The sequence below is a fragment of the Paenibacillus mangrovi genome (assembly GCF_022898935.1).
GTDB classification, from domain to species: domain Bacteria; phylum Bacillota; class Bacilli; order Paenibacillales; family Paenibacillaceae; genus Paenibacillus_AQ; species Paenibacillus_AQ mangrovi.
In genome coordinates this window covers 19,536-45,695 of record NZ_JALIRP010000019.1, presented here as the reverse complement: position 1 = coordinate 45,695, position 26,160 = coordinate 19,536, and the positions used below count along the sequence as shown (strand labels likewise).

The window sequence follows — 26,160 nt, the reverse complement described above, 5'->3', positions numbered from 1 at the left end:
ATTATACCGCTTATTTACGGCTTGCAATCATCGATTCTCCGGTCATTTCGGCAGGCTTCGGCAGCTGCATCAGGTCGAGAATGGTTGGAGCCACGTCGGCCAGAATGCCTTCCTCACGCAAATTCACATTCTCAGAAGTCAAAATGAACGGAACCGGATTGGTCGTATGCGCTGTAAAAGGTCTTCCCTCTTCGTCAAATACCATGTCGGCGTTTCCGTGGTCAGCGATAATGATCGCTACCCCGCCTTTGGCGATGACGGCGTCAACAACTTTACCCATGCATTCATCCGTTACTTCAACCGCCTTGATCGTTGGCTCCAGCATGCCGGAGTGTCCAACCATGTCCGGATTGGCAAAGTTCAGGATAATCGCATCATGCTTGTCAGCCTCAATTTCCTTCACACAGGCATCAGCTACTTCATAAGCGCTCATCTCGGGCTGCAGATCATAAGTGGCAACCTTCGGCGAGTTGATCAGAATGCGCGTTTCGCCCGGAAGCTCAACATCGCGTCCGCCGCTGAAGAAGAACGTCACATGCGGATACTTTTCGGTTTCTGCAATGCGGAGCTGCTTTTTGTTATTCTGCACAAGCACTTCACCGAGCGTATTGTCCAGGTTCTTCGGCTCGTAAGCCACATACCCTTCTACCGTCTCGCTGAAGAGCGTCAGACATACGAAATGAAGGTTCTCAGGGAACTTCGGTCCACGGTCGAAGCCGCGGAAGTCCTTGTTCGTGAACACTTGAGACAACTGGATAGCACGGTCCGGACGGAAGTTCAGGAATACGACGGAATCGCCGCTTTCCACGAGAGATACCGGCTGGCCGTTCTCATCCACGATCACCGTAGGCTCTACGAATTCATCGAATACCGATTTATTGTAGGATTCCGTCACAGCTTGCATAGGATCGGTATATTTAGGTCCATCTCCGTATACGATTGCACGGTAGGATTTCTCCACGCGCTCCCAACGTTTGTCGCGGTCCATCGCATAATAGCGGCCTTGTACAGTCGCGATTTTGCCGACGCCCACTTCTTTGATTTTGGCCTGCAACTCTTCGATGAATTTCTTACCGGAATCCGGAGCCACGTCGCGTCCGTCAAGGAAGGCGTGAATGTAAACTTCATGCATACCCTCTTTTTTCGCGAGGTCCAGCATAGCGAACATATGCGCAATGTGGCTGTGCACGCCGCCGTCGGACAGAAGGCCGTACAAATGAAGCTTCTTGCCACTGTTTTTGGCAGAACGTACTGCCTCCACCAGCGTCGGGTTAGCGAAGAACTCACCTTCACGGATCGACTTCGAAATACGGGTCAAATCCTGGTATACGATGCGTCCTGCGCCGATGTTCAAATGGCCTACTTCGGAGTTGCCCATTTGACCTGCAGGCAAGCCTACGGCTTCGCCGCAAGCTGTCAGCGTCGTATGCGGGTATTTGGCCATCAGGCGGTCATAATTCGGCTTCTTGGCTTGGGCAACAGCGTTGCCTTCATCCGTATTACGAAGACCGAATCCGTCCATGATGATCAATGCTACCGGTTTAGGTGCGGTCATCTTACTTCGCCCCCTCAACGAGCTGGATGTAGGAAGCAGGCTGCAGGCTGGCACCGCCGACAAGAGCGCCGTCGATGTCGCTTTGTCCCATGTACTCGGCTACATTCTCAGGCTTCACGCTACCGCCGTATTGAATGCGAACCTTGCTTGCAACGTCTTCTCCATACAATCCTTTCACCAGGTCGCGGATGTAGGAAATAACTTCGTTCGCGTCCTGTGCTGTTGAAGATTTTCCTGTTCCGATGGCCCAGATCGGCTCGTATGCAATGACAGCTTCAGCCGCTTGGTCTCCAGACAGACCTTTAAAAGCAGCTTCCGTTTGTACTTTGCAGACATCCTTCGTTTGGCCGGCTTCACGCTCTTCGAGCTTTTCACCCACGCATACGATTGGTGTCAGGCCATGGCGGAATGCCGCATGCATTTTCTTGTTGACCGTCTCGTCAGTTTCCGCAAAATAAGCACGGCGTTCGGAGTGTCCGATGATCACATAGTTCACGCCCAGATCTTTCAGCATTTCGCCGCTAATTTCACCGGTAAACGCGCCATTGTCTTCGAAATGCAGGTTTTGGGCACCAATTTTGATGGAAGTACCTTTAGCTGCTTCGACTAGAGCAGGAAGATTCGTGAATGGTGCGCAGATCACGCTTTCCACCCCGTTTACTTCTGCTTTGCCTTTCACCTCTTCGATGAATGCTTTCGCTTCAGGAACGGTTTTAAACATTTTCCAGTTGCCCGCGATGATTGGTGTTCTCACTTGTTTCAACTCCTTCTTATTCCTTACAGCTGTACAACTCGGATTTTACTTATCGTTCAGAGCTACGACGCCAGGAAGCGCCTTGCCTTCCATGAACTCCAGCGAAGCGCCGCCGCCTGTGGAGATATGATTCATTTTTTCAGCCAGATGGAATTTCTCCGTTGCTGCAGCAGAGTCGCCGCCGCCAATAATGGTGTATCCTTCCGTTTGTGCGCAAGCTTCAGCCACTTCACGCGTACCATTGGAGAATGGATCGATTTCGAATACGCCCATCGGTCCGTTCCATACGATCAGCTTGGAGTTCTTGATGATTTCGGCATATTTAGCGCGGGTTTTTGGTCCGATGTCCACGCCTTCCCATTTCTCAGGGATGTTGCCCACTTCGACGATCTCTACGTTTGCATCCGCTTTGAAGTCATCCGCAATCACGATATCGACCGGAAGCAGGAAGTTCTTGCCGAGATCCTTTGCTTTTTGGATAAATCCGAGCGCTACATCCAGTTTATCATTATCGCACAGGGATAAGCCAATTTCGTATCCTTGAGCTTTCATGAAGGTGTAAGACAGACCGCCGCCGATCAGCACGTTGTCAGCAATGTTCAGCAGGTTGTCGATAACGTCGATTTTATCCTTTACTTTCGATCCGCCGATAATGGCTGTGAAAGGACGCTCCGGATTGGAGAGTGCTTTGCCCAGTACAGACAATTCCTTCTCCATCAATAGACCGGAAACGGCTGGCAGGAAATGCGCGATGCCTTCTGTGGAAGCATGTGCGCGGTGAGCGGCGCCAAAAGCGTCGTTAACGAACAGGTCCGCAAGCTCAGCAAATTGCTTAGCGAGTTCTGGATCGTTCTTCTCTTCACCAGGATAGAAACGCACGTTTTCAAGCAAGAGCACGTCGCCGTTTTGCATTTTTGCAATTTCAGCTTTTACAGCCTCGCCTACTGCTTCGTCCGCTTTTACGACCGGTTTGCCAAGCAGCTCGGACAGACGCTCTGCAGCAGGAGTCAAACGCATGGAGTCCACAAATTGTCCTTTAGGACGGCCCATGTGGCTTGCCAGGATCACTTTTGCGCCGTTTTCGATCAAATACTTGATGGTTGGCAGCGTTTCACGGATCCGTGTATCGTCAGTGATTTTGCCGTTTTCCAAAGGGACATTGAAATCCACGCGTACAAAAACGCGTTTGCCGTTAACTTCCACATCACGTACAGACTTTTTATTCATTGTTCGTTCCTCCGCACCCATTTTTTAGTTTTATCAGGAATCCAGGGGTAACATAAGTATCGGGATTTTTGCAATCCTCGGGGTTCTATCTATCCAAACTCTCCAGTTTCTCTATCCAAAAAACCTTAGATATTTACAAAGAGCGGAAACAAAAGGTTCTGTTTCCGCTCCATATGTTCGTTAAACGGCGCCGTTATTACTTAGCCAGTTTAGCGAAGTATTCCAATGTGCGAACCAATTGAGCTGTGTAGGACATTTCGTTGTCGTACCAAGCAACAGTTTTAACGAGCTGCTTGTCGCCTACAGTCAGAACTTTGGTTTGAGTTGCGTCGAACAGGGATCCGAAAGTGATGCCTTTGATGTCGGAAGATACGATTTCATCTTCAGTGTAGCCATAAGTTTCTGGGTCAGAAGCTTCTTTCATGGCTGCGTTCACTTCGTCAGCTGTTACTTTTTTATCGAGTACAGTTACGAGTTCAGTCAGGGAACCTGTTGGAACCGGTACACGCTGAGCTGCGCCGTCAAGTTTGCCTTGCAGATCTGGGATTACCAGGCCGATGGCTTTAGCAGCACCTGTTGTGTTAGGGATGATGTTTTCAGCAGCTGCACGAGCGCGGCGGAAGTCACCTTTAGAATGCGGAGCATCCAAAGTGTTTTGGTCGCCAGTGTAAGCGTGGATTGTAGTCATCAGGCCTTCTACGATGCCGAACTTGTCGTTCAATGTTTTAGCCATTGGAGCCAGGCAGTTCGTTGTGCAAGATGCGCCGGAGATGACTGTTTCACTTCCGTCCAGAATTTCATGGTTTACGTTGTAAACGATCGTTTTCATGTCGCCTGTAGCAGGAGCGGAGATAACAACTTTCTTAGCTCCGCCTTTCAGGTGAAGCTCAGCTTTTTCTTTAGTTGTAAAGAAGCCTGTGCACTCCAGAACGATGTCAACGCCGAGCTCTCCCCAAGGAAGCTCTTCAGGGTTGCGGTTCGCAAGAACCTTAACTTCTTTGCCGTTTACTTTGAAGAATCCGTCATGAACTTCAACTTCTCCGTCGAATTTGCCTTGCGTAGTATCATATTTAAGCAAATGAGCCAACATTTTAGCATCAGTCAAGTCGTTGATTGCTACAACTTCGATTCCTTCCACATTCTGAATGCGGCGGAAAGCGAGTCGTCCGATACGTCCAAAACCGTTAATGCCTACTTTTACACTCATTGAATAGTCCTCCTAGAATTTCGTTTTTTGAGGATTCTGCTAAAAGCCGTTAAAGCGGCCGCACAATCCGGTATTTATTCAAAACAGGCAATTGCCTGTATTGATAACTCTGTTAATGGCTTTCGGAAGTCTGTTCATCAATCTGTCTGCAGATTTCGCTTGCCGCCGCCTCATCCGTAACGAGAATATTCTCGTGACCGAATTTCAGCACCGAGTGGATAGCATTCGCCTTGTCTTTGCCTCCGGCGATGCCGATTACAATCTCCGTTCTCATAATATCCTCAAGCCGGAGTCCAAGCGTAATCATCCGATGAACAACTTCTCCCTTTTCGTTAAAGTAGTAGCCAAAAGATTCGGCCACCGCGCCTTCCTTCTCAATTTCCTGTGCCGCGGCAGCATCCAGATTTCTGCGCCGGGTCATTTCCATGGCGTCCCCAATGCCGTGTACAATAATGCGGCACTGCCGGATTACCTGTACAATCTCCTGGATGTTGCGGTCCTGTACAAGCGATTGATAAGCGTCGTCGCTCAGCAGATCCGGTACATGAAGCAGCCGGTACTGTGCGCCTACACGCTTTGCCATGGTCGAGGCGATGGTGTTGGCCTGGAATTCCATACTCTCTCCAAGTCCGCCCCTGGCCGGTACAAACCAGCTGTTCTTCATCGGCACGGAACCTTGCGGGTTCAGCTCTCCTGCCACAGCAGCCAACGTGGATCCACCCGTCACGGCTACTGTGTCTTCCTGATTCATGACTCCCAGCAGAGCCTTGGCTCCTGCGCTTCCGAGATCCCTCTTGGTCAGCGGCGAGGAATCGCAATCCCCTGGCACGACTACAACCTTCTGCAGATTGTAGGCACGGCGGATCTTCTCACCGAGCTCGTTCAGTCCGAACAGCTCCTTCGCCATCGGGCCCATCTCTTCCAGCAGTCTTCGTCCCGCTTCACTGATCCTCATGCCGGAGCTCTCGATATCAATCAGCCCTTGGGACTTCAAGAGATCCGTCTCTGCACGCAGCACCCGCTCCGTCATATGAAGCGATGCCGCCAGCGTGCGTCGGCCTACCAGCTCTGATAGCATGATCTGATGAAGAATGGTGTACCTTGTCTTGAGAATGTCCATGAGATCAGGCAGAAGCTGCTTTTGTATCTCCAATAATTTTCGCATTGCTTTACACTCCTGCAACTTCGGCTTCCTTATCTCTGATTCCCTTGGCCTCAAAACGTCCCAGGTAAACGTTTTAAGTCCCACTTATATTCTACTCAATTTTCATGCCCGTTGCAAGTAGTCCAGCGTCTATCCTTCTCATTCTTCTATCCTCTTATACAGGCTCATTGAAAAAAGCATTATTCTTCCGCAGATAACCGCATTTTGTTCGATATTTGAACAGAGCCTCTTGCAATTTAGGTGAATTTAGCGTATAATCATTTTTGCTGTACTGATTGTAATAGAGCTTAACCTATAACTTGATTCCAATTTCAAGTTCAACCTTTGCGCCCGTGGTCCAATGGATATGACGTAGGCCTCCGGAGCCTGAGATCGAGGTTCAATTCCTCGCGGGCGCGCCATTATTATTTTTAAAGTTCTACCATATGTTTTACCCAACAGGACGAAAGCCAATCAACGGCTATTTTTTTTACCCCGAAGTTTGACTTTCTTTGACTTTTTGTTTGAAATTGTTTATCATGTGGTTAATACGGTAACAGTATGAATAGAATAATTACATTTGATCCATGAATAGGGAGGTTTTCCACGTGAGTTTTGTACCTATGGTCGTTGAACAAAGCAACCGCGGCGAGCGCGCGTACGACATTTATTCCAGATTGCTGAAAGACCGCATTATTTTCCTGGGTTCCGATGTCAACGACGTGGTTGCCAATTCGATTATTGCCCAGCTGCTGTTCCTGGCTGCCGAAGACCCTGATAAGGATATCCATCTGTACATCAACAGCCCGGGCGGCTCCATTACAGCCGGTATGGCGATTTATGATACAATGCAATTCATTAAGCCTGACGTATCTACCATCTGCGTAGGCCTCGCAGCTTCGATGGGTGCATTCCTTCTGAACGCGGGTGCCAAAGGTAAACGTTTTGCCCTGCCAAACAGCGAGATCATGATCCACCAGCCTCTGGGTGGTGCTCAAGGACAAGCAACGGACATCGAGATCCGCGCCCGCCGCATTCTCAAAATGCGTGATACGCTGAACCGCATCCTGGCAGAACGCACGGGCCAGCCGCTGGAACGTATTGAAAAAGACACCGACCGTGACTACTTCATGAGCGCGAAAGACGCTTCAGAATACGGCATTATCGATAAAGTATTGGAGCATCCTCCGGTACAAGGAGTGTAAATAAGAAAAAAGAGCTGCTTCCTTCATCGGGAAACAGCTCTTTTTTTGTTTGCAAAGGCCCCAGGCATAAGCCCGGGGCTCTTTTGTATATCCTGTGCGGTGGAGCAGCCGCTTATTTGAAATCAGCGAATGGATCGCTGCCCTTCGGCAGCAGTTCACTGAAGCTAAACGTATACGTCGGGATGCCTGCCGCATACGGCGCAATTTCATACTGCTGATAGAAGATGGCGAGGCCGCCTTCCTTCAGGTAGAAATTAGGCTTTTCATTTAATCCAGCCTTTATGTCCGGAAACGAAACTTCTTTCGTTTTTTGCTTCAGCATTTTGTCGAGTGCCTGCTTGTAGTTCGGTGCACTCTTCATCAGATCACTGAGCTCAAGCCGTTTTCCGTCCTTCAGTGAGAAGGTCCATCCCTCACGGTAAGTGCTGCCATGTGCACCGCCGGTATATCCATACTGGTCAACAACGATGTTGAGTACCCCTTCACGATTAAAGGTAACGGCGAAACTCTGAACGAAATCATACTTATTATCCTCAATCGATCCGTCTCGCTCAGCAGCTGCCTTTTCACTCTCTGCTGCGAAATTCTCCGCATCCTTCTTGAATGCATCATTGATTTTGGACTGTACATCCTCTGAGAGCCCGCTCACTTGCGGATAATGAACCACGATGCTGGCATTCTTGTTCGTTTTGGTCAGTGTTTCGTTGGAAATGTTGATGTTGTTCATCGTTTGCTTGCTGATGTCGAGCGATTTCAAGGAAGGATTCCACACGCCCGTAAAGCCCATATAATCGTTCAGTACCTTGAATGGCACATACAAATGACCGCCGATATTCTTCGCTTCATAAATATCGATTCCGTTATCGCCATAGCTGGAAATATAATAGCCGTTCACATTCGATCCTACGCCATATTCCGACACTTCCAGATTCATCTTCGATGTACCGCTTCCGACGCTGTATGTTTTCGTGCCCGGGTTATAGCTTAGCGGCAGGCCAAATGAGTCACGCAGGACCGTGATCGGAATCATGGTCAGGCCATTTACGATTTTCCCCTGTTGTTTCAAAGTTATGCCATTATATTTGAGGACTACGGACGGCTGTACATTCTGCTTTACCGCCGGTTTACCGGCAGCGGCCGCATTCACGAGAGCCCCTCCAGTCATATTCATCCCGCCAAACAGTACACCAGCAGCCAAGATAGCTGCGCTCCATTTCATCGTCTTATTCATTAATGATGTCTCCTCTCTCTCCATACATTTCTACATATGCTAGTCATATGAATGATTACTGAATTTATCCACATCCTTATTATATTAAGGCCCATGACCGATTTGATGACAAACGCGGTTACAGTATTGTCGTATAAGAAAGGAAAAAGGTATAATTTTGTTCATCATTTTTCCATATAGACACGAGAAATGACAGTTGGAGGAGCATTTTTTTACATTTTATCTTCCCGCGGACGCTTGTTGTAGCCCTTCTCATCGTACGGCTGGAGCTTCTCAAGCCACTCCTTTTCCATTTTCGCCACTTTGTCCTTGTAGATCTTCTGCTGCTTCAGATCATTGGCTGCCTGCGGATCGGGCTCAAGCTCCTCCAAAATTTCAAAAGCAAAGGCTTCCTCCCCCAGCTCCTTCCAGTCTTTCTGCAATGTCCGGCTGACATGGTAATCAGAGCTCAGTTTTGCTTTCTGACTGTTGATGGTCCCCGGCAAATTCGTGCTGCTAATGACGTAGATTTTCCCATTTTCCTTGTTGCGGATTTGAAAAACTCCCATGGGGCGCGGCGTGCTCATATATTCATCCACCAATTCTTTTCTTCGCTGGTTCTTCATATCTTTATTCCCCTTTCTCCCATCTCGAGGCTGCTTCACCCAATATTCGCTGCCGTCCGGCAAACGGTCGAAGAACCCATATTCGATCAAAAATCTCCTCATCGTCACGTAGTCTGCATACCGGGCTTCAAGCACTTGATTCACTTCTTTTTCGGTATATGTGCGTCCAATCTCGAAGTCTGAAGCCATATAGCGTAAAATGACGACTCTGCGCTTCTCCTGCTTGGGACAAGATTTCAGAGGCCCATGTAAGCCTTCCGTAAAATACTTACTCAGAATCTGACCGTTCTCTTCCTCCGTAATAGACAGACGTCCACCCAGCTTGCCTGGCAGTTTAGACTGCGCCGATTTGGATGATGCGGGTGGCGACGGCTGGCGGCCGGCGTTCTTCCCACCTTCTTCCATCAGCTCCATCACAGCCAGAAACAGCTTCGCCTGCTTCATCTTCTCACGCAGCATAAAACGGTGATTGCGGATAGTGGACGTACTTCCCCCGTCGATCTCGGCGATAATGTCCTGGTCACTTAATCCCTCGTGGAAAAATCCAATCAGCGTCCGCTGCAAATCCGTCAGCCCTGTCAGCTTCTTGTCGAGACTCAGCAGATAATCCAGCATGGAGTCATGCTCCTGCTTGATATGGCGGCGCATCGATTTCTCCGCTTCGTAAAACATCCCATCTTCCGGGTAGACGATTCCCTTTTCGGTTTGGTGGCCGCAAATCAGGCATGTATACGTATCAAGAACGGAATCTTCCGCATATCCGCGTTTAAGATCATGTATATCGGCATGCAGCAGTTCGTCTGAAACAGCATCCATCAACAAACAACTCCTCAAATCATTTATTATATATTAGACATTTTATATTATTGTCTATTTTTAATCAACTGAAGATATCTATATGCGCAAAAAAATCCCCTTTCCATAAAGGAAAGGGGACCGTTCAATTATAAACGCCGCTCACAGCGCATTCTTTTTAATCTCGTCCGCTCTTCAGTTCGGTCCAATATCGGTCATATACCTGAAGCGTGGAACCAACGTCGCCGAGCCATTCCGTACGTTTCAATTCATCTTCCGACAGATTAATCATATGGTTGTTGCGGTATTCTTCACTGTGATATTGCATCGCCTTGGCATTAGGATCGCTGTAGCCGATTGCTTCGTAGTTCTTCGCGCTCACCTGCGGATCCAGCATGTAGTTGATGAACTTTTCCGCCAGCTCCTTGTTCTTCGCGCCTTTCGGAATCGCGTAGTTGTCAGAGAAGATCGTTGCGCCTTCTTTCGGAACCACGAATTCGATATCCGGATTATCCTTCACGATAAAGGCTGCGTCTCCGGACCAAACAGTACCGATCCAGCCTTCTTCCTGAATCATTTTCTGCTTAATGTTATCGGTATCGTAAGCAAGCACGCTTGGCTGCAGCTTCTTCAGGTCATCCACGGCGGATTTGATCTCGCCCTCATTCGTGGAGCTGTTGGAATGGCCTTGCTTTTTAAGCGCCATGCCAATCACCTCGCGGTTGTCGTCCAGCAGCAGCACCTTGCCTTTGTAAGCAGGGTTCCACAGATCATCCCAGCTGTCAATCTTGTCCTTCACATACTTCTTGTTGTAGGCAATCCCGGTCACACCGGACGTGTATACGATCGAATATTTGTTGCCCGGATCATAGACAGGGTTCTTCAGAGAATCCTGAACGTTGACGAAGTTCGGGATATTCTTCATATCGAGCGGTTCAAGCAGCTGGCTCTTAATCATCGTGCTAACCATGTAGTCAGAAGGCTGGATCAAGTCATAGCCCCCACCGCCTGCTTTGATCTTGGCCAGCAGGTCCTCATTGTTTGCATAGTTGTCGATCGTAATATCGACGTTGTACTTATTCTCAAAATCGTTCAGTACATCCTCGTCGAAATTATCGGCCCAAGTATAGATATGAAGCGTCTCCTTGGAGGAAGAACATCCTCCCAAAGACATTAACGACAATCCAGCAATAGCCCCTGCCAGCAGCAAGCCGGCGATACCCTTTCTTTTCACAGTTACATATCTCCTCTCTTTCCGTTACTCCATTTTTTTGGATTATACTTAAATACAACAACTCGAATTATTCTAAATCGGCAGTGTCTTGTGCTTCTTCTGCCCTTTGCCGCGATTCAGGAAGAACTGTGCCAACAGAATCAGCGTCACACTCACCAAAATCAGCAGTGTACAAAGCGCATTGATCTCCGGCGAAATGCCCCGCTTCACCTGACTGTAAATATAGATCGGCAGCGTCGTCGAGCTTGGGCCCGAAACGAAGAAGCTGACCATGAAATCATCCAGCGACATCGTAAAGGCAATCAATGCACCCGCGATAATGCCCGGAGAAATCTGCGGAAGCGTCACATGCCGGAACGTTTGCCAGCTGGTCGCACCTAAATCAGATGCAGCCTCCTCCAGCTGCCGGCCCATGCCGGCCAGCCGTGCGTTCACGACCACATACACGTAAGATATGCTGAATGTAATATGGGCGATAATGACCGTCGTTTTTCCGAGCGGGACATGCATCTGGCTAAACAACACCAGCAGCGACAGACCCATAATGATATCCGGAATGACGACAGGCAGGTACATCAGGCCGTTTATGCCACCCTTCCATCTCTTATTCAGATTCCGAAGCGACAGGGCGGCGAGCGTACCCAGCAGCGTAGCTGCGAGGGTTGAAATGACTGCCACCGTCAAAGTGTTGGTGAGTGCCTCCATCACATGGCGGTCCTTCAGCAGCGAAGTGTACCATTCGAACGTAAATCCCTTCCATTCTCCGCTCAGTCTCGTGTTATTGAAGGAGTACACGATAATGACCAGGATTGGAACGTAGATAAAGATCATCATCAGCAAAGAGTGGATTCCCAAGAGGGGATGACTTTTCTTCTTCATGCGCTCCCCTCCTTTGCACGGTCAGCCCTGGACCGCATGGCCCGGTTAAACAGCAATATCAGAATCAATGACGTGATGACGAAAATAACGGACAATGCCGATCCGAACGGCCAATTGCGCGCTCCTAGGAACTGTGACTGGATGATGTTGCTGATCATCATGGACTTCGCCCCACCCAGCATGTCCGTGACTACAAACATCCCTGACGTAGACACAAACACCAGCACGCAGCCGGTCATGATGCCGGATTTGCTCTGAGGCAGCGTAATATGGCGGAATGCCTTCCAGCGCGAGGCGCCAAGGTCGCTGGCCGCATCCAGCAGCCGCTTGTCCATTTGTTCCAGTGCCACATAAATCGGCAGCACCATAAACGGAATAAAGTTGTATACCATACCGAGGAGAACGGCCCCCTTGGTATACAACATTTGTAATGGTTCCTGGATCCATCCAAAATCCAGCAGCAAAGAGTTTACAACTCCCTGCGTCCGCAGCAAAAGCACCCAGGCATAAGTACGGATCAGAAAATTGATCCAGAACGGAATTGTAATCAGCACAAGACCCCATGTCTGGATCTTGGGAGAAGCATTGGCGATGTAATAAGCCAGCGGATAGCTGACGAGCAGACAAATCACGGTCGTCACCACTGAAAGAACAAGCGTATCCCAATAGATGCCGAGATACAACGGATCAAAAAAAGTTTTGTATCCGTCCAGGGTGAAATGATAGACAACATTGCCCAGTGTGTCGCGTTGCATAAAAGACATAGCCACGACAATAACCATCGGGATCAGAAGGAAAAGCGCCATCCACAGCAGCACAGGAATCATCAAAAATTTCGACTTTCTCATACCCCGATGACCACCTCGTCCTTCGGACTCCAGTTCACCCCGATCTTCTCACCGATTTGCCACGGTCTTTCATCCGTAAAATCAAGCGCAATGGTGACGGACATAGGCTCATTGTCGAGATGTACCGTCAGCTTGTGTACATTCCCCAGATACAGTACGTCCTGGATCACACCCGTTACGCGCGCTCCTTCTAGTTCACGCACCGGACGAAGCTTCTCCGGACGAACGGCAAAAAGCCCTTCGGCAGAAGAGAAAATGTTATTCTCTCCCACAAAGGTTGCGGCAAACAGGGTCTTAGGCGATGCATAGATTTCTCTAGGCGTACCAACCTGCTCAACCTTTCCTTTATTCATAATGACGATCCGGTCGGACAGCATCATCGCTTCCTCCTGATCGTGCGTCACATACACAAAAGTAATGCCCAGCGAGCGCTGCAAATGCTTCAGCTCGGACTGCAGGTTTTTACGGAGCTGCAGATCCAGCGCGCCAAGCGGCTCGTCCAGCAAAAGCACCTTAGGCTTATTCGCAATCGCGCGCGCAATGGCCACACGCTGCTGCTGGCCTCCGGAAAGCTGATGCGGGTAACGGGAAGTCAGCGCAGTCAGCTGCGTCATCGCAACTGCTTCTTCAATCCGCTTCTTCTGCTCTGTCTTTGGCATCTTTTTCATTTTCAGCCCGAAAGCGATATTCTCTTCCACCGTCATATGCGGAAACAGCGCGTAGTGCTGGAACACAAGGTTCAAATCCCGCTGGTTTGGCGGCAAGTTAGTCACATTCTGACCTGCCAAAACCACGTCACCATGGGTTGGCGTCTCAAAGCCGGCAATCATTCGTAGTATGGTCGTTTTACCACAGCCGCTTGGACCGAGCAAAGTCAGGAATTCTCCCTCTTCAATGTTCAGTGACAGCGGATGCACGACCACTTGTCCTTCAAAATGCTTTTCTATTTGGACAAGATCAATCATATGCATCTACCCCCTATCCTGTACTTCAAAAATTCATAGATCATGATGATGACACCGAAACTTCCCTTAACACGAAGAAAAAACGTCTTGCGACGCATTTTGTGAAATTTCTGATATCTTAAGAAAAAAAAGCCATATCCATGGGTATGGCTTACCAGGCTCGAAATTATGCAAATATGTGAAGTTTCACTGCATTTTATACGTCAAAAACCCTTGCAAGTACAAAATTTCGCATATTCACTATACCGTTTTTTCCCCCCGGGTACAACACTTTTCTGTAATATTCGACAGGAAAAAGCTTCACACCCTAGTTTACAAGCAAAAACCGCCCATTCCCTTAGAGCTTGTTAAGCTCAGGAATCGGCGGTTTTATTTTCGCAGCAAAGCCTATTTCAATTCATATTGCACGCTGAGCTGCGTCGAAATTTTCACTTCGCCTGGCGCTACTGCCGTGGAATTGTTTGAAGCTGCATCAGCCATAGATTCCATTTTAGCCTGTGTATAAATAACCGGACTGCTTACATCGCCTTGGCTTACAGTAAGCACTGCACCCAGTTGGCGTTTAGCCGCCTTGGCAATCGCTCCAGCTTTCAAATCAGCGTTCGCCATTGCCTTTTGAATGACCTGCTCTTCATACTGGTCGCGATTTTCAACCGAGAAGATAACATTATCGATGTTATTGGCGCCTGCATTCGACGCGTCATCCAGCAGCTTGCCGATTTTGGACAGATCGCGGTAGGAAACTTGCAGCGTGTGATGAGCCGTATAGCCCGTTACTTTTTGGCCTTCTTTGTCATTGTAAGTGTAGTTCGGCTGCACGTAGAAGGATACGCTTTGAATGTCCTTGTCTGCGATTTTCCACGTATTTTTCAAGGCATCGGTAATCTTTTGGATTTTCTCGGCGTTCGCCTTCTGCGCGCTTTGCGCTGTGCTCGCCTGTGTATCCACCCCGATCGACAGATAGGCGATGTCCGGCTTCACGGAGACCTCGCCTTTGCCTACCACGTTAACTACATTACGCTGTACATCCTGATCCGCAAAAACAGTGGAGGTGCCTCCGATACCACTCACACCTGCTACTCCAATCATTAATGCACTGGCAATCAGTACCGACCCTACAGGTTTAATCCATTTGTTCATTTCATTGACCTCCTCTGATTATTGAACAGTCTCTCCAAAGAGGTGAAAGTGCAAAAGTTAGCCGAATCTTCCTTTAGGCAACCTATCTTTTCACCTGATTTGTCTACTAGACGCAGAGGATTGGTAAATGTTGCAGGAATACGAAATTTTTTCTGCCCAATTTAAGTGAGCGCCTGTAGATTGCTTTGGGTTTTCTTGATGCCTTGCAGACTATTTTCATTGCTGCTGAGAAGAGACTGGAGTGTAGCGGTCAGCTCCTGCAGCGTTGCAGAGGTTTGTTCATTCACAGAAGCCAAGTGCGATGTGGAATCGTCAATGGAGCCGGAGAATACGGCAATTTCGCGAATATTTCCACGGTAACTGTTAGACACTTCCAGAAGCCCTGCAATGGATTGTTTAATCGAGTTAAAGGCGTCGTACGTTTCTTGGGTCAGCGTGCTGCTCTTATCCATCCGTGCTGCAACCTGTCCCATACGTGCAATCGTTTCATCCATCAATTTTGAAAAGCTGTTCATCTCGGAAGAGATCTGTTCGGCCGATCCCGAAGCCACCTCCGCCAGCTTGCGAATTTCCTTGGCCACAACGGCAAACCCTTGTCCGTGCTCGCCTGCTCTTGCTGCTTCGATACTGGCATTAAGCGACAGCAGATTGGTCTGGTTGGCGATTTCCTGAATGGTCTGGCTGAATTGCGAAGTCCGGTTAACCCGTTCGGTCAAGCTTTGGATATCGGTAGACATGGCGTCAATTTGTTGTTTGAAGTCGAGAATCGCCTCGTTCAGCAGCTCCACCTTATCCTTACCAGTCTCAGAGAGACGATTCGCGTCATCCGTTTGTTCCAGCAGCGTTTCCGTTGAACTCGACATCTGCTGCACCATCATGTTCATCTGTTTTACGGATTCATTGATGGCATAGGTCGAATCAACCTGAGCGGATGCGCCGCTGGAGATCTCTTGGAATGCCACGTTCATCTGTTCAAAGGAGGCCATATTATCCTCGACGCCATGCGTAATATCATTGATATTGCCCGTGACCAGCATTACACCGCTCATTAGACTTTCCCTCTGAACCTGCTGCTCACTCAGCAGCTGTACGCTCTGCTCGCGCGCCTTATTCATGTTGTTCATCAGGGTGTTGGTGACGCGAAGAAGAAGGAAGGCCATAATAGAAACGAGTACGATCATAAGAGTAGCCTGCTGCTTGTCTTTCAGAGACATTGGAATCCCTGTATTCCCGAATGCCAGATAGATCGTAATAATCATCGAATATACCAGCGTAATCGAAGTGACCAGAAGCTGAAGTGTTATGATAGCGAGTATGATCAGATAATAGACCGCGAAGAAACTTGCCATCGTTGGCTGAACGAAGGACTGAACTCCGATATTCAGAGCCATACTGAACACACTGATATATGAAATGTGGCGGATATATTTTTTGCGAATATGCAGGTAAATGTATGTAATGAGCGCAATGACATTAATGACAAAACAAACATTGGACCAGCTAATGAGACGGTCTGTATCTATTGTAGTCGACGCAAAAAACGTCGTAATGATAATGGCCGCCAGCAAAATTTTGTTTCTGCCGCTCATATCCTTTTCTTCAAGCGTCAGCGTTCTTCCAGCTCCTTCGCCTTCCCTCCTGGCTGCTTCATTTCTCCTATTGTTCCATTTCCCCATACACATACCCCTTTTTTTAATTTTCCCTACCTCAAAATAAAAGTACGCCGCCGTTTTCATGGCAGCTATAGTATATAATCGGATAGATCGTTATGTTTGATAATAGGAATTTTTCAAAAAAGCGGACATTTGTAGGGCAGCAAAACAGCCCTATCTTCGTCTTGAAGAAAGGGCTGTTTTTGAAAATGGCCGCGAGGGATCATCCCTTCTTGGCAGAGTATGAATCATCCATATTATTGGTTCTCGAGTTCTTCCTTACCCACCAAAGCGACTAAAGCGGTTACAGCCTGATCTGCGTCCGCACCTTCGGCACTGATGATTACTTCGGTCCCCGAACTGATTGCAAGGCTCATAATTCCCATGATACTCTTGGCATTCACTTTTTTATCATCTTTTTCCACGAAAATTTCAGATGAGTATTTATTCGCTTCTTGGACGAACAACGCTGCCGGTCTGGCATGAAGACCCGTTTTTAAGCGGACAACTACCGGATGCTTTGTCATGGAAACCTTACCCCCTAATTAAAAAATCTGCATAGCTCTCAAGCCATATTTGGTAACATTATAACATTATAACATGAACGACACTAGAAGAAAAAACTAGCCGTTTCGAATCTTCTCAGCCAGCTCATCAATCTTGCGGAGCCGGTGGTTTACGCCGGATTTGCTGACGGTTCCCTTGAGGAGTTCTCCTACTTCCTTCAGATTCATGTCCGGGTGAGCCAACCGGATTTCAGCAACTTCACGCAGCTTGTCGGGTAGATTCTCAAGCCCCATTTCCTTCTGCAGCAGCTTGATGTTGTCGATCTGCCGGACGGCTGCTCCAATTGTCTTATTCAGATTGGCTGTTTCGCAGTTGACGATCCGGTTCACGGAATTCCGCATGTCGCGCATGATGCGCACATCCTCGAATTTGAACAGGGCTTGATGCGCTCCAATCAGGTTTAGGAATTCAATGATTTTCTCGCCTTCCTTGATGTACAGAATAAATCCCTTCTTCCGCTCAATCAAACGGGCGTTAAGCTGAAATTCATTCGCAAGATCCACCAGCGCCTGGCAGTGCTCCTCATACATGGACGAAATCTCCAGATGGTAGGAGGAGCCTTCCGGATTGTTGACCGAGCCCCCGGCCATAAACGCTCCGCGCAGATAGGCGCGCTTGCAGCAGTTCTTCTTGACCAGAACCGGGTCGATGTCGGCACGGAATAAAAAGCCTTCCGAAACAATCTTCAGCTCTTTCAGTATTTCCTGAACACGGGCCGGAATACGGACGATGTAGACATTATTTTTTTTCAGACGCATCTTCTTGCGGACAAGCAGCTCGGTATGAGCCTGAAAATGCTTTTTAATGAGCGAGTAGATACGTCTGGCAATCGCTGCATTCTCGGTGGATACATCCAAAATGACCTTCTTGTTCGAAAGCTGGACCGCCCCGTTCATGCGGATCAGTGCCGACAATTCGGCCTGTTCACAGCAGGCGTCTGCCTCGATCATGGTCAGTTCTTTTTTAGTCAGCGCCGCAAACGACACGGGACTCTCACCTCTTTCGTAAAATCCAGTCCTGAACCAGCTGGTAAATATGATGGCTCAGCTTGTCGGCGTCATGCCGCAGATACGTCCGGAAAAGCACGAGCGTGTCGGCAATCACCTTGTATCCAAGGTTGGTCACCTCGTCGTAATCGAGTTCCACCGGCTTGGCGCCCTTTTCAGCATATTTATCCTGAACCTGAGGCGGAATATCCCCACTATTCACGATGACATAGTCAAATAAGTGCTTGCCGATATGATTGTAAACAGCCTGGAGATGGTCGCTGACGGTATATCCGTCCGTTTCCCCCGGCTGGGTCATGACGTTGCAGACAAATATTTTGATCGCTTCCGAAGCCATGACGGCTTCAGCCAGCTTGGGAACGAGCAAATTCGGCAGAATACTGGTATACAAGCTTCCAGGACCGATCAGGATCGCATCCGCCTCTTCAATGGCTGCGACCGCTTCAGGGAGCGGCTCTACTTCGGATGGCTCTAGAAAGACTCGTTTGATCCGCAGGCCAGCTTCAGGAATTTTGGATTCACCGGTTACAATGGTGCCATCCTCCATCTCCGCCGACAGCACAACGGCTTCGCCGGCAGCAGGCAGCACACGGCCCCGTACCGCAAATAAGCGGTTCAATTCCCGCACTGCCGTGACAAAGTCACCGCTGATGTCGGTCATGGCGGCCAGAATCAAGTTGCCAAGACTATGTCCCGCCAGGCCCGAACCGCTGCTGAAGCGGTATCTAAGCACCTCTGACATCAATGGCTCCACATCAGCCAGTGCTGTCAGAACGTTGCGAATATCGCCCGGAGGCGGCATTTGGAGCTCACTCCGCAAAATACCTGAGCTGCCTCCATCATCCGCCACAGTGACAATCGCTGTGATGTCTAGCGGCATTTCCTTCAAACCGCGCAGCATGACCGACAAGCCTGTGCCTCCGCCCATGACAACAATACGCGGACGCTCTCTATTTTGTTCAGCCACTCTCATCACTTCCACTCTCATTAATGCCGATCACGTTCAGAATCCCGGTGGCTGACCGAAGCCGATTCTGTTTCACTGGCTCCCAGCATTTTGCCTAAATATTCAGCGATCGCTACCGAGCGGTGCTTGCCACCTGTGCAGCCGATGCCGATAATGACTTGGCTTTTGCCTTCCTTTCGGTACTGCGGGATAAGAAAATGCAGCATATCCAGCAGCTTCGTCAGGAATGCCTGGGTTTCAGGCCACTTCATGACATAATCGTATACTTCGCTATCCTGTCCGGTCCGAGGCCGCAAATTCTCCACATAGTGGGGGTTCGGCAGAAAACGGACATCAAATACCAGGTCGGCATCAATCGGAATCCCGTACTTGAAACCGAACGAAGTAATATTGATAGATAGCGCGTTGCTCTCCAGATGGGAGAACCGCGAGATGATTTTGTCCTTCAGCTCTCCCGGTTTCATGCTGCTGGTATCCAGCACAACGGTAGCAGAGCTTTTAAGCTCCTCCAGCATTTTTCGTTCCAGGCGGATGCCATCAAGCGGCATGCCCTCCGGAGCAAGCGGGTGCCGGCGCCGGCTTTCCTTGTAGCGCTGCACAAGCACCGAGTCCGTTGCTTCCAGAAACAAAATTTCGCAATGTATCGTAAAATGGTCCCTGATATAATTTAAGGATTCCGATAAAGCTGTAAAAAATTCACGTCCGCGCAGGTCAATGACCAGTGCTACCTTCGCGATTTTACCCTTCGACTGCTCAATCAGTTCAGCAAATTTAGGAATGAGCACCGGAGGCAGATTATCCACACAGAAATATCCGAGATCCTCCAGGCTTCGTACCGCTAGCGTCTTTCCAGCCCCCGACATGCCTGTGATGATAATCAGGGTGGCCATGGCCGACGCAGTATTGTTACCGTCCAGCACCAGCTTCCCCTCCCTTAGTATGGTATTCAGAAAGCGAAAAAACGGGCCGCAAATACTTAAGAAAAACTTCTATCGACGTATCTTCAGAGAAGACAGACCGCGTTTAGATGAAGTTTTTCTTGCGATATAAGGATGCAAACTCTTTGAAGTTTATACTTTCTTATATCTTCAAAAAGGTATTACTCCACCGCCCGCTGTACTTCTAATCTTACATTCAAAACACTGCTTCAGGCGTCCTAGGAACGAAGTAAAAGTCCGGCTGCGCCGACAACGCCAGCATCATTTCCGAGCTGTGCAGGCAGGATGGTAACGCCCTTCTGCAGAGGCTCAGGAGTCGACTTGGCAAATACGTCTCGCACTTCGCTAAACAGGATATCTCCCGCTTTCGAGACGCCGCCGCCGATGATGAACACTTCCGGATTGAGCGCAGCAGCTACAGCTGCCATCGATTTGCCCAGGTAGAAGGCTGCGCGCTTCACGATGCGCTGAGCCACTTCATCCCCGGCTTTTGCCGCGTCAAATACTTCCTTCGCTGCGATATGCTGCTCCAGCGCAAGCGATGTGCGGTCTCCGCGTTCAACGGCATCCTTCGCCATGCGGATAATGCCTGTTGCCGAAGAGACTGTCTCAAGACAACCCATTTTGCCGCATCCGCATTGGATGGCTTCCAGATCCGGAACAACGGAAATATGACCAAGCTCACCGGCCAAGCCAGAGAAGCCTTGATAGATTTTGCCGTTGATGATAATTCCGCCGCCTACACCCGTACCGAGCGTATAGCAGACGCAGTTTTCGATGCCGCGACCCGCGCCGCTCCAGGCTTCACCGAGGGCAGCAACGTTTGCGTCGTTGTCTATTTTAATAGGCTTGCCGATTTTTTCTTCCAAAATGGCACGAATCGGCACATCACGGAAACCTACGTTTGGCGCGAAAATAATGATCCCCTCACGTACATTGGTGAAGCCGGCAACTCCCGCTCCGACACCTGCCAGCTGATCCCAGCTGTATGGGGACTGGTCAACAATATGTCGCACATATTTCTCGATATTATCGACGACAACATCAACGCCTTTTTCCGTTTCTGTGGGTCCTTCATACGTTTGAATAAGCTGTCCTGCTTGATTGCAGATGCCGACCTTGATCGCTGTTCCGCCTAAATCGACACCAACGTAGATTTGCTCAGACATGTTACAAGCCACCTTTTTTTCTCAATAATTAGTTTGCTCCTACTGTACCAACTATAATTGAAGCTATTCTATCGGTCAAGAGATGTGAGAACCTTCACAAGCCCCGCCAAAGCCCGTGCTGCGGGCTTCATCCGCTTTTTGAAGATTTCGTGAAACGGTACGCTTGCCCTATTCCTATCCTCTCACATGATATGACAACTGTCACATTCTTTTCATGACAGCACACACTAACCGGTCCGACTCTGCGCGTTTAGAATGGAAATATAAGGTATAAAGCCAATGAATCTATACAACTGGAGGTTAGTATGGAAAATATAGCAGAGCTTGAACATGTCTCTAAGATTTTCGCTGGCAAAACGGCCGTGGAAGATGTCTCCTTCGTCATTCCGCGGGGCAGCGTCACAGCTGTTCTTGGCCCCAACGGGGCAGGTAAAACGACGGTGCTATCCATGCTGCTCGGACTGCGCGAGCCCAGCTCCGGCAGCGTCAGAATATTCGGCCAATCCCCGAAGGACGCCCAGGTCAAAAGGCGCATCGGCGCCATGCTTCAGGAGGTTAGTGTGATTGACGGGCTGAATGCGCGTGAAGTGATGTCCATGATTCGCAGCTACTATCCCCATCCTCTTAAGCTGACGGAAATGGCCGATCTCGCCGGCTTCACGCCAGAGGAGCTGAATAAACGCGCGGATAAGCTGTCCGGCGGGCAGAAGCGTAGGCTTGGATTTGCACTGGCACTGGCGGGGGATCCCGACCTGCTATTCTTCGACGAGCCGACTGTAGGACTGGATTCAACGTCGCGAAGAACGTTCTGGCAGCAAGTCGAGGCACTGGCCCATAAAGGTAAGACGATTCTCTTTTCTACGCACTACCTACAGGAAGCGGAGGATGCCGCAGACCGGATTCTCCTCTTTAATAAAGGAAAAATCGCCGCAGACGGCACCCCGGATGAGATCGTATCGAGATTGACCAGCCGCTCCGTATCTTTTATCGCGGATTTGGAAGACGGGGACTCCTATGCCGTAGGCGAAATGATCCATCGGATGTGCTCCATTCCCGGGGTGCGGGACTGCAAGGAGGAGGAAGGAAGATGGTCGGTTACGGCAGACAACACGGACACGGTCCTGGCAGCCATCTTCAGATATAACATTCCCGCACGGGACATCCGCACCGGACAGGGGCGGCTCGATGATGCTTTTGAAGTGATGCTTACGCATGATCAAGAGAAGGAGGCGGTCTCATCATGAAAATGCTGCTCATGCAGTGCAAGGTTGAAATGCTGCGGATTATCCGCAACCCCTATTATGTTTTTTGGTCGCTCCTCATGCCCATCGTGTTTTATTATATATTCACAAAAATCGTTAACACCGGTGTCGATGACGCGAAAGCCTGGCAGGCGCATTACCTGATGTCGATGACTACCTTCAGCGTTATGGGCTCGTCCATTATGACAGTCGGCATCCGTATGGTCCAGGAACAGAGCTTGGGCTGGTCCGTCTATATGAGGATCACACCGCTCCCGGGAAGCATTTATTTCATATCTAAAATGTTCGGGCAAACCGTCATGCATGCTTTTTCGGTCATCGTCATTTTTGTCGCAGGCTTCCTTATGAACGGGGTTCAGATGTCTATCGGCCAATGGATCGGCAGTGGACTCTGGATTCTGGTTGCCTCCATCCCGTTCCTTGCTCTTGGCACGCTATTCGGAACGATGAAAAGGGTCGACACCACGAGCGGCTTAAGCAATATCACATACATGCTGATGGCGGTGCTTGGAGGCATGTGGATGCCGATCGACAGCTTTCCTTCCGTACTGCAGACCATCGGCCAATGGCTTCCTTCCTACAATTACGGCAGTGGGGTGTGGTCCATCGCGGCAGGGGAGGCTCCTGGCCTTAAACCGATACTAATTTTGGCCAGTTATTTAATCCTGTTTATGGTACTATCCATATATATTCGAAAAAAACAGGAAGCGGTGTAACCTTTGAAGTGTTCCCGATTTCATTTATTTCCGAGTGAACTGGGCTTCTTTCCTTATGTGTGGCTGATTTATATGTCCATGCCGATTTTTTACATGAGTCAGGAGCAAGGCTGGCGCAGAATCGTAGGTTACCTGATGATCGCCCTGTTTTTGGTAACCTACCGGCAGCTTTATTTCGCGAAAAAATCCTTCTCTTACTGGCTGAGCCTGCAGATGCTGCTCGCATTTTTTATTTGCGTAGCATACAGCCCTTACAATTTATTTTTGGGCTTCTACACAGCCAGTTTTATTGGATATTACAAAGATCAAAAGCGCTTTGCCATTGCACTGGCCGTCTTTTACGTCATGCTGATCCTGCCGCTCATTCTCAATATTCCTCGTTTGGTAAGACAGGACGTCTTCGTCGTTCTTCCCTTTATGGTCGTCATGATGATGACTCCGTTCGGTATGCGTTCCATGTTTAAGCGGCAGCAGCTGGAACGCGATCTGAATGAGGCCAATGAACGGATCAAGGAGCTGGTGAAGCGTGAAGAGCGCATGCGTATTTCGAGAGACCTGCATGATACGTTAGGACATACGTTATCGCTGATCACCTTGAAAAGCCAGCTCGTGACCCGGCTCCTCGAGCGCGATCCGAAGAAGGCGCTACTGGAAGCCAGGGAAATTGAACAGACCTCTAGAGCCGCTCTGCGCCAGGTACGGGAGCTGGTGACCGGGATGCGGACATTGACAGTTATGGAAGAGCTGAAGGCTTCTGAGAGGATACTGGAGAGTGCAGGAATACAATATCAGGCAGAGGGAGATTTCCATCTGGAAGGCATCTCGGGACTCATCCAGAACATAATCAGCATGTGTTTGAAGGAAGCCGTCACCAACATCGTCAAACACAGCCAGGCAAATGCTTGTACCATCGCCATAGAGCAAACTTCAGGTGAACTCCGGCTGACCATCAGCGATAACGGAATCGGTTGGAACGAAAGCCATGAACCCCCGGTAACCAATGGCAACGGGCTTAAAGGCATGAGGGAACGCTTGTCATTGATTGACGGTACCTTGGAGCTCTCTTCCTCCAGCGGTATGACCGTATTCATCCGTATTCCGATTGTCATTAGAACCACGCCCAGCGACGACATCCTAACGAAAATAGAACAAATCTAAACATGAACCCGGCAAGGAGTGTGAAACTGCATGATCCGTATTGTGATTGCCGAGGATCAGCGTCTTTTGCGCGGCGCCCTTGCTTCGCTGCTGGATCTCGAGGATGACCTAGAGGTGGTAGGCCAAGCTGCAGACGGTCAGGAAGCCCTCTCTATGATTCTGAGACTCCGGCCCGATGTCTGTCTATTGGACATCGAAATGCCGGTGCAGACCGGCATAGAGGTCGCGGAGCGGCTGAAGAAGGATGCATCGCCATGCCACGTAATTATTCTGACCACCTTTGCGCGGCCTGGGTATTTTGAAAGAGCTGTGAAGGCAGGCGTCAGTGGCTATCTACTGAAAGACGAGCCAAGCGACAGGCTCGCTGAATCGATCCGGCGAGTCATGCAGGGACACCGCGCCATCTCGCCCGAGCTGATCTTCGACTCAGCCGCGCAGAAGAACCCACTGACTCCAAGAGAATGCGAGATTTTGCAGTTGATCGCTGCGGGCCGGACCGCGAGCGAAATCGCCCGCTCGCTCCATCTCTCGCACGGAACCGTCCGCAACTATATCTCCGAAATTCTAAACAAGCTTCAAGCAAAAAACCGGATCGAAGCGATCAGTCTGGCGGAAGAGAACGGCTGGATATAGGCGCTACGGTTTGAGGCGCTACGGTTTGGCGCTATCCGCTCTGTTGCTCGCCAGTTTATTTGATTGGAATAGGTCTACGGGGAAAACTGGCTCACAAAGGATCGGCTATCCCCAAACCTCCGCTGGTTAGTATAAAAACACGGAATAGCGCCTACCTTTTTAGATAGGCGCTTTATTTACTTATTGATCTTGCAGTCGCTTCGCTTCTTCAAGATCAATTCCGTTCCCCTCCGCTATCTTTGCTTATATCGAGAACGAATGATGATGCCCAGACAAAAAAAGGAGCTATCCCGAAGATCAAATTGATCTTTGGGGATAGCTCCTTTTATTATAAACCGCTGTTACAGTGTTCCACTCCAGTCATGAACCATATTGCCTTCAAGGAACTTCTCACAGTCCATCGCAGCCATACAGCCGGTACCGGCTGCAGAGATGGCTTGGCGGTAGCGCACATCCTGTACATCGCCGCAGGCAAACACGCCCGGAATATTGGTTTCCGTTGTGCCTGGTTTGACGAGAATGTATCCAACCTCATCCGTGGTAATCTGATTGTCCAGGAATTTGGTGTTTGGTGTATGTCCGATGGCCACAAAAATACCGTCGGCTTCAATCAGCTCTTCCTGTTTCGATTCATTGTTGTATACCTTCAAGCCTTTTACGCCGTTATCGGCAACCACGACTTCCATTGGTACGCGGTTCAGTGCCCAAATGATTTTGTCATTGGTACGCGCACGGTCCTGCATGATTTTGGATGCTCTCAGCTCTTCTCTGCGGTGAACCAGCGTGACGCTGGAACCGAAGCGGGTCAGGAAGTTTGCTTCCTCCATCGCGGAGTCGCCGCCGCCAATCACGAGGATCTTTTTGCTACGGAAGAAGAATCCGTCGCAGGTTGCACAGGTGCTGACGCCGCGTCCTACATTTTCCTGTTCTCCAGGAATGCCGAGATATTTCGCGGAAGCGCCGGTAGAGATAATGACAGATTCAGCTTCAATCTCGCCCATGCCTTCTACGGTCAGCTTAAATGGACGTTTGGAGAAATCCACTTTGTCCACCCAGCCGGTTTTGAACTCAGCGCCGAAACGCTCGGCCTGCTTACGCATGTTGTCCATCAGTTCCGGCCCCATAATGCCATCAGGAAAGCCAGGAAAGTTCTCGATCTCTGTCGTTGTAGTCAGCTGTCCGCCAGGCTGCATACCTTCGATCACCAGTGGCTTCATATTAGCACGCGCCAGATAAATAGCCGCCGTAAGTCCTGCAGGACCCGTACCGATTACGATTGATTTGTACATAACATTGATCCTC

Annotated in this window: 24 protein-coding genes and 1 tRNA gene; 6 read left to right on the top strand and 19 right to left on the bottom strand. The window is 49.4% G+C overall.

Going from position 1 to position 26,160, the window contains the following annotated elements:
• Positions 1 to 10 precede the first annotated feature (10 nt).
• From gpmI to MUG84_RS26070, 5 genes are all read right to left on the bottom strand, one after another.
• Complete coding sequence (gene gpmI / locus MUG84_RS26090; protein WP_244731052.1) at positions 11 to 1,555, bottom strand: 2,3-bisphosphoglycerate-independent phosphoglycerate mutase; 1,545 nt, start codon at positions 1,553 to 1,555, stop codon at positions 11 to 13.
• 1 nt (position 1,556) lies between these two features.
• Entirely contained in the window at positions 1,557 to 2,309 is a 753-nt protein-coding gene (gene tpiA, locus MUG84_RS26085) for a triose-phosphate isomerase (RefSeq protein WP_244731049.1), read from the bottom strand.
• Positions 2,310 to 2,354: 45 nt separating this feature from the next.
• A complete protein-coding gene (locus tag MUG84_RS26080; protein WP_244731048.1) occupies positions 2,355 to 3,536 on the bottom strand; it encodes a phosphoglycerate kinase in 1,182 nt (393 codons plus the stop codon).
• Between the two features lie 196 nt (positions 3,537 to 3,732).
• Positions 3,733 to 4,743 carry a type I glyceraldehyde-3-phosphate dehydrogenase gene (gene gap / locus MUG84_RS26075; protein WP_244731047.1) on the bottom strand — a complete coding sequence of 337 codons (1,011 nt, stop codon included), beginning with the start codon at positions 4,741 to 4,743 and terminating at the stop codon, positions 3,733 to 3,735.
• A gap of 112 nt (positions 4,744 to 4,855) precedes the next feature.
• Positions 4,856 to 5,908, bottom strand: coding sequence for a sugar-binding transcriptional regulator (locus tag MUG84_RS26070; RefSeq protein WP_244731046.1), 1,053 nt, complete (start codon positions 5,906 to 5,908; stop codon positions 4,856 to 4,858).
• A 326-nt stretch (positions 5,909 to 6,234) separates the two neighbouring features.
• Between MUG84_RS26070 and MUG84_RS26065 the strand changes: the two genes are divergently transcribed.
• Positions 6,235 to 6,309, top strand: a tRNA-Arg gene (locus tag MUG84_RS26065).
• 186 nt (positions 6,310 to 6,495) lie between these two features.
• A complete protein-coding gene (gene clpP, locus MUG84_RS26060) occupies positions 6,496 to 7,092 on the top strand; it encodes an ATP-dependent Clp endopeptidase proteolytic subunit ClpP (protein WP_342346149.1) in 597 nt (198 codons plus the stop codon).
• Between the two features lie 112 nt (positions 7,093 to 7,204).
• Here clpP and MUG84_RS26055 read toward each other — a convergent pair whose 3' ends face one another.
• The 13 genes from MUG84_RS26055 to MUG84_RS25995 all read right to left on the bottom strand — a co-directional run bounded on the left by MUG84_RS26055 (position 7,205) and on the right by MUG84_RS25995 (position 21,089).
• Complete coding sequence (locus MUG84_RS26055; RefSeq protein ID WP_244731045.1) at positions 7,205 to 8,323, bottom strand: PdaC/SigV domain-containing protein; 1,119 nt, start codon at positions 8,321 to 8,323, stop codon at positions 7,205 to 7,207.
• Between the two features lie 212 nt (positions 8,324 to 8,535).
• Positions 8,536 to 9,744 carry a DUF2087 domain-containing protein gene (locus MUG84_RS26050; protein ID WP_244731037.1) on the bottom strand — a complete coding sequence of 403 codons (1,209 nt, stop codon included), beginning with the start codon at positions 9,742 to 9,744 and terminating at the stop codon, positions 8,536 to 8,538.
• Positions 9,745 to 9,901: 157 nt separating this feature from the next.
• The gene (locus MUG84_RS26045; RefSeq protein ID WP_244731095.1) at positions 9,902 to 10,897 is read right to left on the bottom strand and encodes a polyamine ABC transporter substrate-binding protein; all 996 of its coding nucleotides are present in this window, start codon (positions 10,895 to 10,897) and stop codon (positions 9,902 to 9,904) included.
• A 132-nt stretch (positions 10,898 to 11,029) separates the two neighbouring features.
• Positions 11,030 to 11,836 (bottom strand): ABC transporter permease, encoded by an 807-nt coding sequence (locus MUG84_RS26040; protein WP_244731029.1) that lies wholly within the window; start codon positions 11,834 to 11,836, stop codon positions 11,030 to 11,032.
• A complete protein-coding gene (locus MUG84_RS26035) occupies positions 11,833 to 12,684 on the bottom strand; it encodes an ABC transporter permease (RefSeq protein ID WP_244731028.1) in 852 nt (283 codons plus the stop codon). Before MUG84_RS26035 ends, MUG84_RS26040 begins: the two co-directional genes overlap by 4 nt.
• Positions 12,681 to 13,655, bottom strand: a complete 975-nt coding sequence (locus MUG84_RS26030) for an ABC transporter ATP-binding protein (protein ID WP_244731021.1) — start codon at positions 13,653 to 13,655, stop codon at positions 12,681 to 12,683. Before MUG84_RS26030 ends, MUG84_RS26035 begins: the two co-directional genes overlap by 4 nt.
• 381 nt (positions 13,656 to 14,036) lie before the next feature.
• A complete protein-coding gene (locus MUG84_RS26025; RefSeq protein WP_244731019.1) occupies positions 14,037 to 14,789 on the bottom strand; it encodes an SIMPL domain-containing protein in 753 nt (250 codons plus the stop codon).
• 161 nt (positions 14,790 to 14,950) lie between these two features.
• Positions 14,951 to 16,465, bottom strand: a complete 1,515-nt coding sequence (locus tag MUG84_RS26020) for a methyl-accepting chemotaxis protein (protein ID WP_244731010.1) — start codon at positions 16,463 to 16,465, stop codon at positions 14,951 to 14,953.
• 233 nt (positions 16,466 to 16,698) lie between these two features.
• Positions 16,699 to 16,968 (bottom strand): HPr family phosphocarrier protein, encoded by a 270-nt coding sequence (locus tag MUG84_RS26015; protein ID WP_244731008.1) that lies wholly within the window; start codon positions 16,966 to 16,968, stop codon positions 16,699 to 16,701.
• A gap of 96 nt (positions 16,969 to 17,064) precedes the next feature.
• A complete protein-coding gene (gene whiA, locus MUG84_RS26010; protein WP_244731006.1) occupies positions 17,065 to 17,994 on the bottom strand; it encodes a DNA-binding protein WhiA in 930 nt (309 codons plus the stop codon).
• A 7-nt stretch (positions 17,995 to 18,001) separates the two neighbouring features.
• Positions 18,002 to 18,988 carry a gluconeogenesis factor YvcK family protein gene (locus MUG84_RS26005; RefSeq protein ID WP_244731004.1) on the bottom strand — a complete coding sequence of 329 codons (987 nt, stop codon included), beginning with the start codon at positions 18,986 to 18,988 and terminating at the stop codon, positions 18,002 to 18,004.
• Positions 18,989 to 19,002: 14 nt separating this feature from the next.
• Positions 19,003 to 19,872, bottom strand: coding sequence for an RNase adapter RapZ (rapZ, locus tag MUG84_RS26000; RefSeq protein ID WP_244731087.1), 870 nt, complete (start codon positions 19,870 to 19,872; stop codon positions 19,003 to 19,005).
• Between the two features lie 266 nt (positions 19,873 to 20,138).
• A complete protein-coding gene (locus MUG84_RS25995) occupies positions 20,139 to 21,089 on the bottom strand; it encodes an ROK family glucokinase (RefSeq protein ID WP_244731002.1) in 951 nt (316 codons plus the stop codon).
• A gap of 305 nt (positions 21,090 to 21,394) precedes the next feature.
• Here MUG84_RS25995 and MUG84_RS25990 point away from each other — a divergent pair, with 305 nt between their 5' ends.
• The 4 genes from MUG84_RS25990 to MUG84_RS25975 are packed head-to-tail and all read left to right on the top strand — an operon-like array spanning position 21,395 to position 24,858.
• Positions 21,395 to 22,333 carry an ABC transporter ATP-binding protein gene (locus tag MUG84_RS25990; protein WP_244731000.1) on the top strand — a complete coding sequence of 313 codons (939 nt, stop codon included), beginning with the start codon at positions 21,395 to 21,397 and terminating at the stop codon, positions 22,331 to 22,333.
• The gene (locus MUG84_RS25985; RefSeq protein ID WP_244730998.1) at positions 22,330 to 23,067 is read left to right on the top strand and encodes an ABC transporter permease; all 738 of its coding nucleotides are present in this window, start codon (positions 22,330 to 22,332) and stop codon (positions 23,065 to 23,067) included. Before MUG84_RS25990 ends, MUG84_RS25985 begins: the two co-directional genes overlap by 4 nt.
• Positions 23,068 to 23,070: 3 nt before the next feature.
• The gene (locus MUG84_RS25980) at positions 23,071 to 24,225 is read left to right on the top strand and encodes a sensor histidine kinase (protein WP_425313283.1); all 1,155 of its coding nucleotides are present in this window, start codon (positions 23,071 to 23,073) and stop codon (positions 24,223 to 24,225) included.
• A gap of 30 nt (positions 24,226 to 24,255) precedes the next feature.
• Complete coding sequence (locus tag MUG84_RS25975) at positions 24,256 to 24,858, top strand: response regulator transcription factor (protein ID WP_244730994.1); 603 nt, start codon at positions 24,256 to 24,258, stop codon at positions 24,856 to 24,858.
• A gap of 341 nt (positions 24,859 to 25,199) precedes the next feature.
• On the opposite strand, the gene trxB is transcribed toward MUG84_RS25975, so the two are convergent.
• On the bottom strand, positions 25,200 to 26,147 hold the full coding sequence (gene trxB, locus MUG84_RS25970; RefSeq protein WP_244730992.1) for a thioredoxin-disulfide reductase: 948 nt from the start codon (positions 26,145 to 26,147) through the stop codon (positions 25,200 to 25,202).
• Positions 26,148 to 26,160: the final 13 nt, after the last annotated feature.

Coding starts and splice junctions, on each gene's coding strand:
- MUG84_RS26025 (WP_244731019.1), bottom strand. CDS start 14,789: ATGAACAAATGGATTAAACCTGTAGGGTCGGTACTGATTGCCAGTGCA.
- MUG84_RS26050 (WP_244731037.1), bottom strand. CDS start 9,744: ATGGATGCTGTTTCAGACGAACTGCTGCATGCCGATATACATGATCTT.
- MUG84_RS26070 (WP_244731046.1), bottom strand. CDS start 5,908: ATGCGAAAATTATTGGAGATACAAAAGCAGCTTCTGCCTGATCTCATG.
- gap (WP_244731047.1), bottom strand. CDS start 4,743: ATGAGTGTAAAAGTAGGCATTAACGGTTTTGGACGTATCGGACGACTC.
- MUG84_RS26005 (WP_244731004.1), bottom strand. CDS start 18,988: ATGAGAGTGGCTGAACAAAATAGAGAGCGTCCGCGTATTGTTGTCATG.
- MUG84_RS26020 (WP_244731010.1), bottom strand. CDS start 16,465: ATGGGGAAATGGAACAATAGGAGAAATGAAGCAGCCAGGAGGGAAGGC.
- MUG84_RS26045 (WP_244731095.1), bottom strand. CDS start 10,897: ATGTCTTTGGGAGGATGTTCTTCCTCCAAGGAGACGCTTCATATCTAT.
- MUG84_RS26030 (WP_244731021.1), bottom strand. CDS start 13,655: ATGCATATGATTGATCTTGTCCAAATAGAAAAGCATTTTGAAGGACAA.
- MUG84_RS25990 (WP_244731000.1), top strand. CDS start 21,395: ATGGAAAATATAGCAGAGCTTGAACATGTCTCTAAGATTTTCGCTGGC.
- MUG84_RS25975 (WP_244730994.1), top strand. CDS start 24,256: ATGATCCGTATTGTGATTGCCGAGGATCAGCGTCTTTTGCGCGGCGCC.
- gpmI (WP_244731052.1), bottom strand. CDS start 1,555: ATGACCGCACCTAAACCGGTAGCATTGATCATCATGGACGGATTCGGT.
- rapZ (WP_244731087.1), bottom strand. CDS start 19,872: ATGGCCACCCTGATTATCATCACAGGCATGTCGGGGGCTGGAAAGACG.
- MUG84_RS26080 (WP_244731048.1), bottom strand. CDS start 3,536: ATGAATAAAAAGTCTGTACGTGATGTGGAAGTTAACGGCAAACGCGTT.
- MUG84_RS25985 (WP_244730998.1), top strand. CDS start 22,330: ATGAAAATGCTGCTCATGCAGTGCAAGGTTGAAATGCTGCGGATTATC.
- MUG84_RS25995 (WP_244731002.1), bottom strand. CDS start 21,089: ATGTCTGAGCAAATCTACGTTGGTGTCGATTTAGGCGGAACAGCGATC.
- MUG84_RS26040 (WP_244731029.1), bottom strand. CDS start 11,836: ATGAAGAAGAAAAGTCATCCCCTCTTGGGAATCCACTCTTTGCTGATG.
- MUG84_RS26015 (WP_244731008.1), bottom strand. CDS start 16,968: ATGACAAAGCATCCGGTAGTTGTCCGCTTAAAAACGGGTCTTCATGCC.
- MUG84_RS26055 (WP_244731045.1), bottom strand. CDS start 8,323: ATGAATAAGACGATGAAATGGAGCGCAGCTATCTTGGCTGCTGGTGTA.
- MUG84_RS26035 (WP_244731028.1), bottom strand. CDS start 12,684: ATGAGAAAGTCGAAATTTTTGATGATTCCTGTGCTGCTGTGGATGGCG.
- trxB (WP_244730992.1), bottom strand. CDS start 26,147: ATGTACAAATCAATCGTAATCGGTACGGGTCCTGCAGGACTTACGGCG.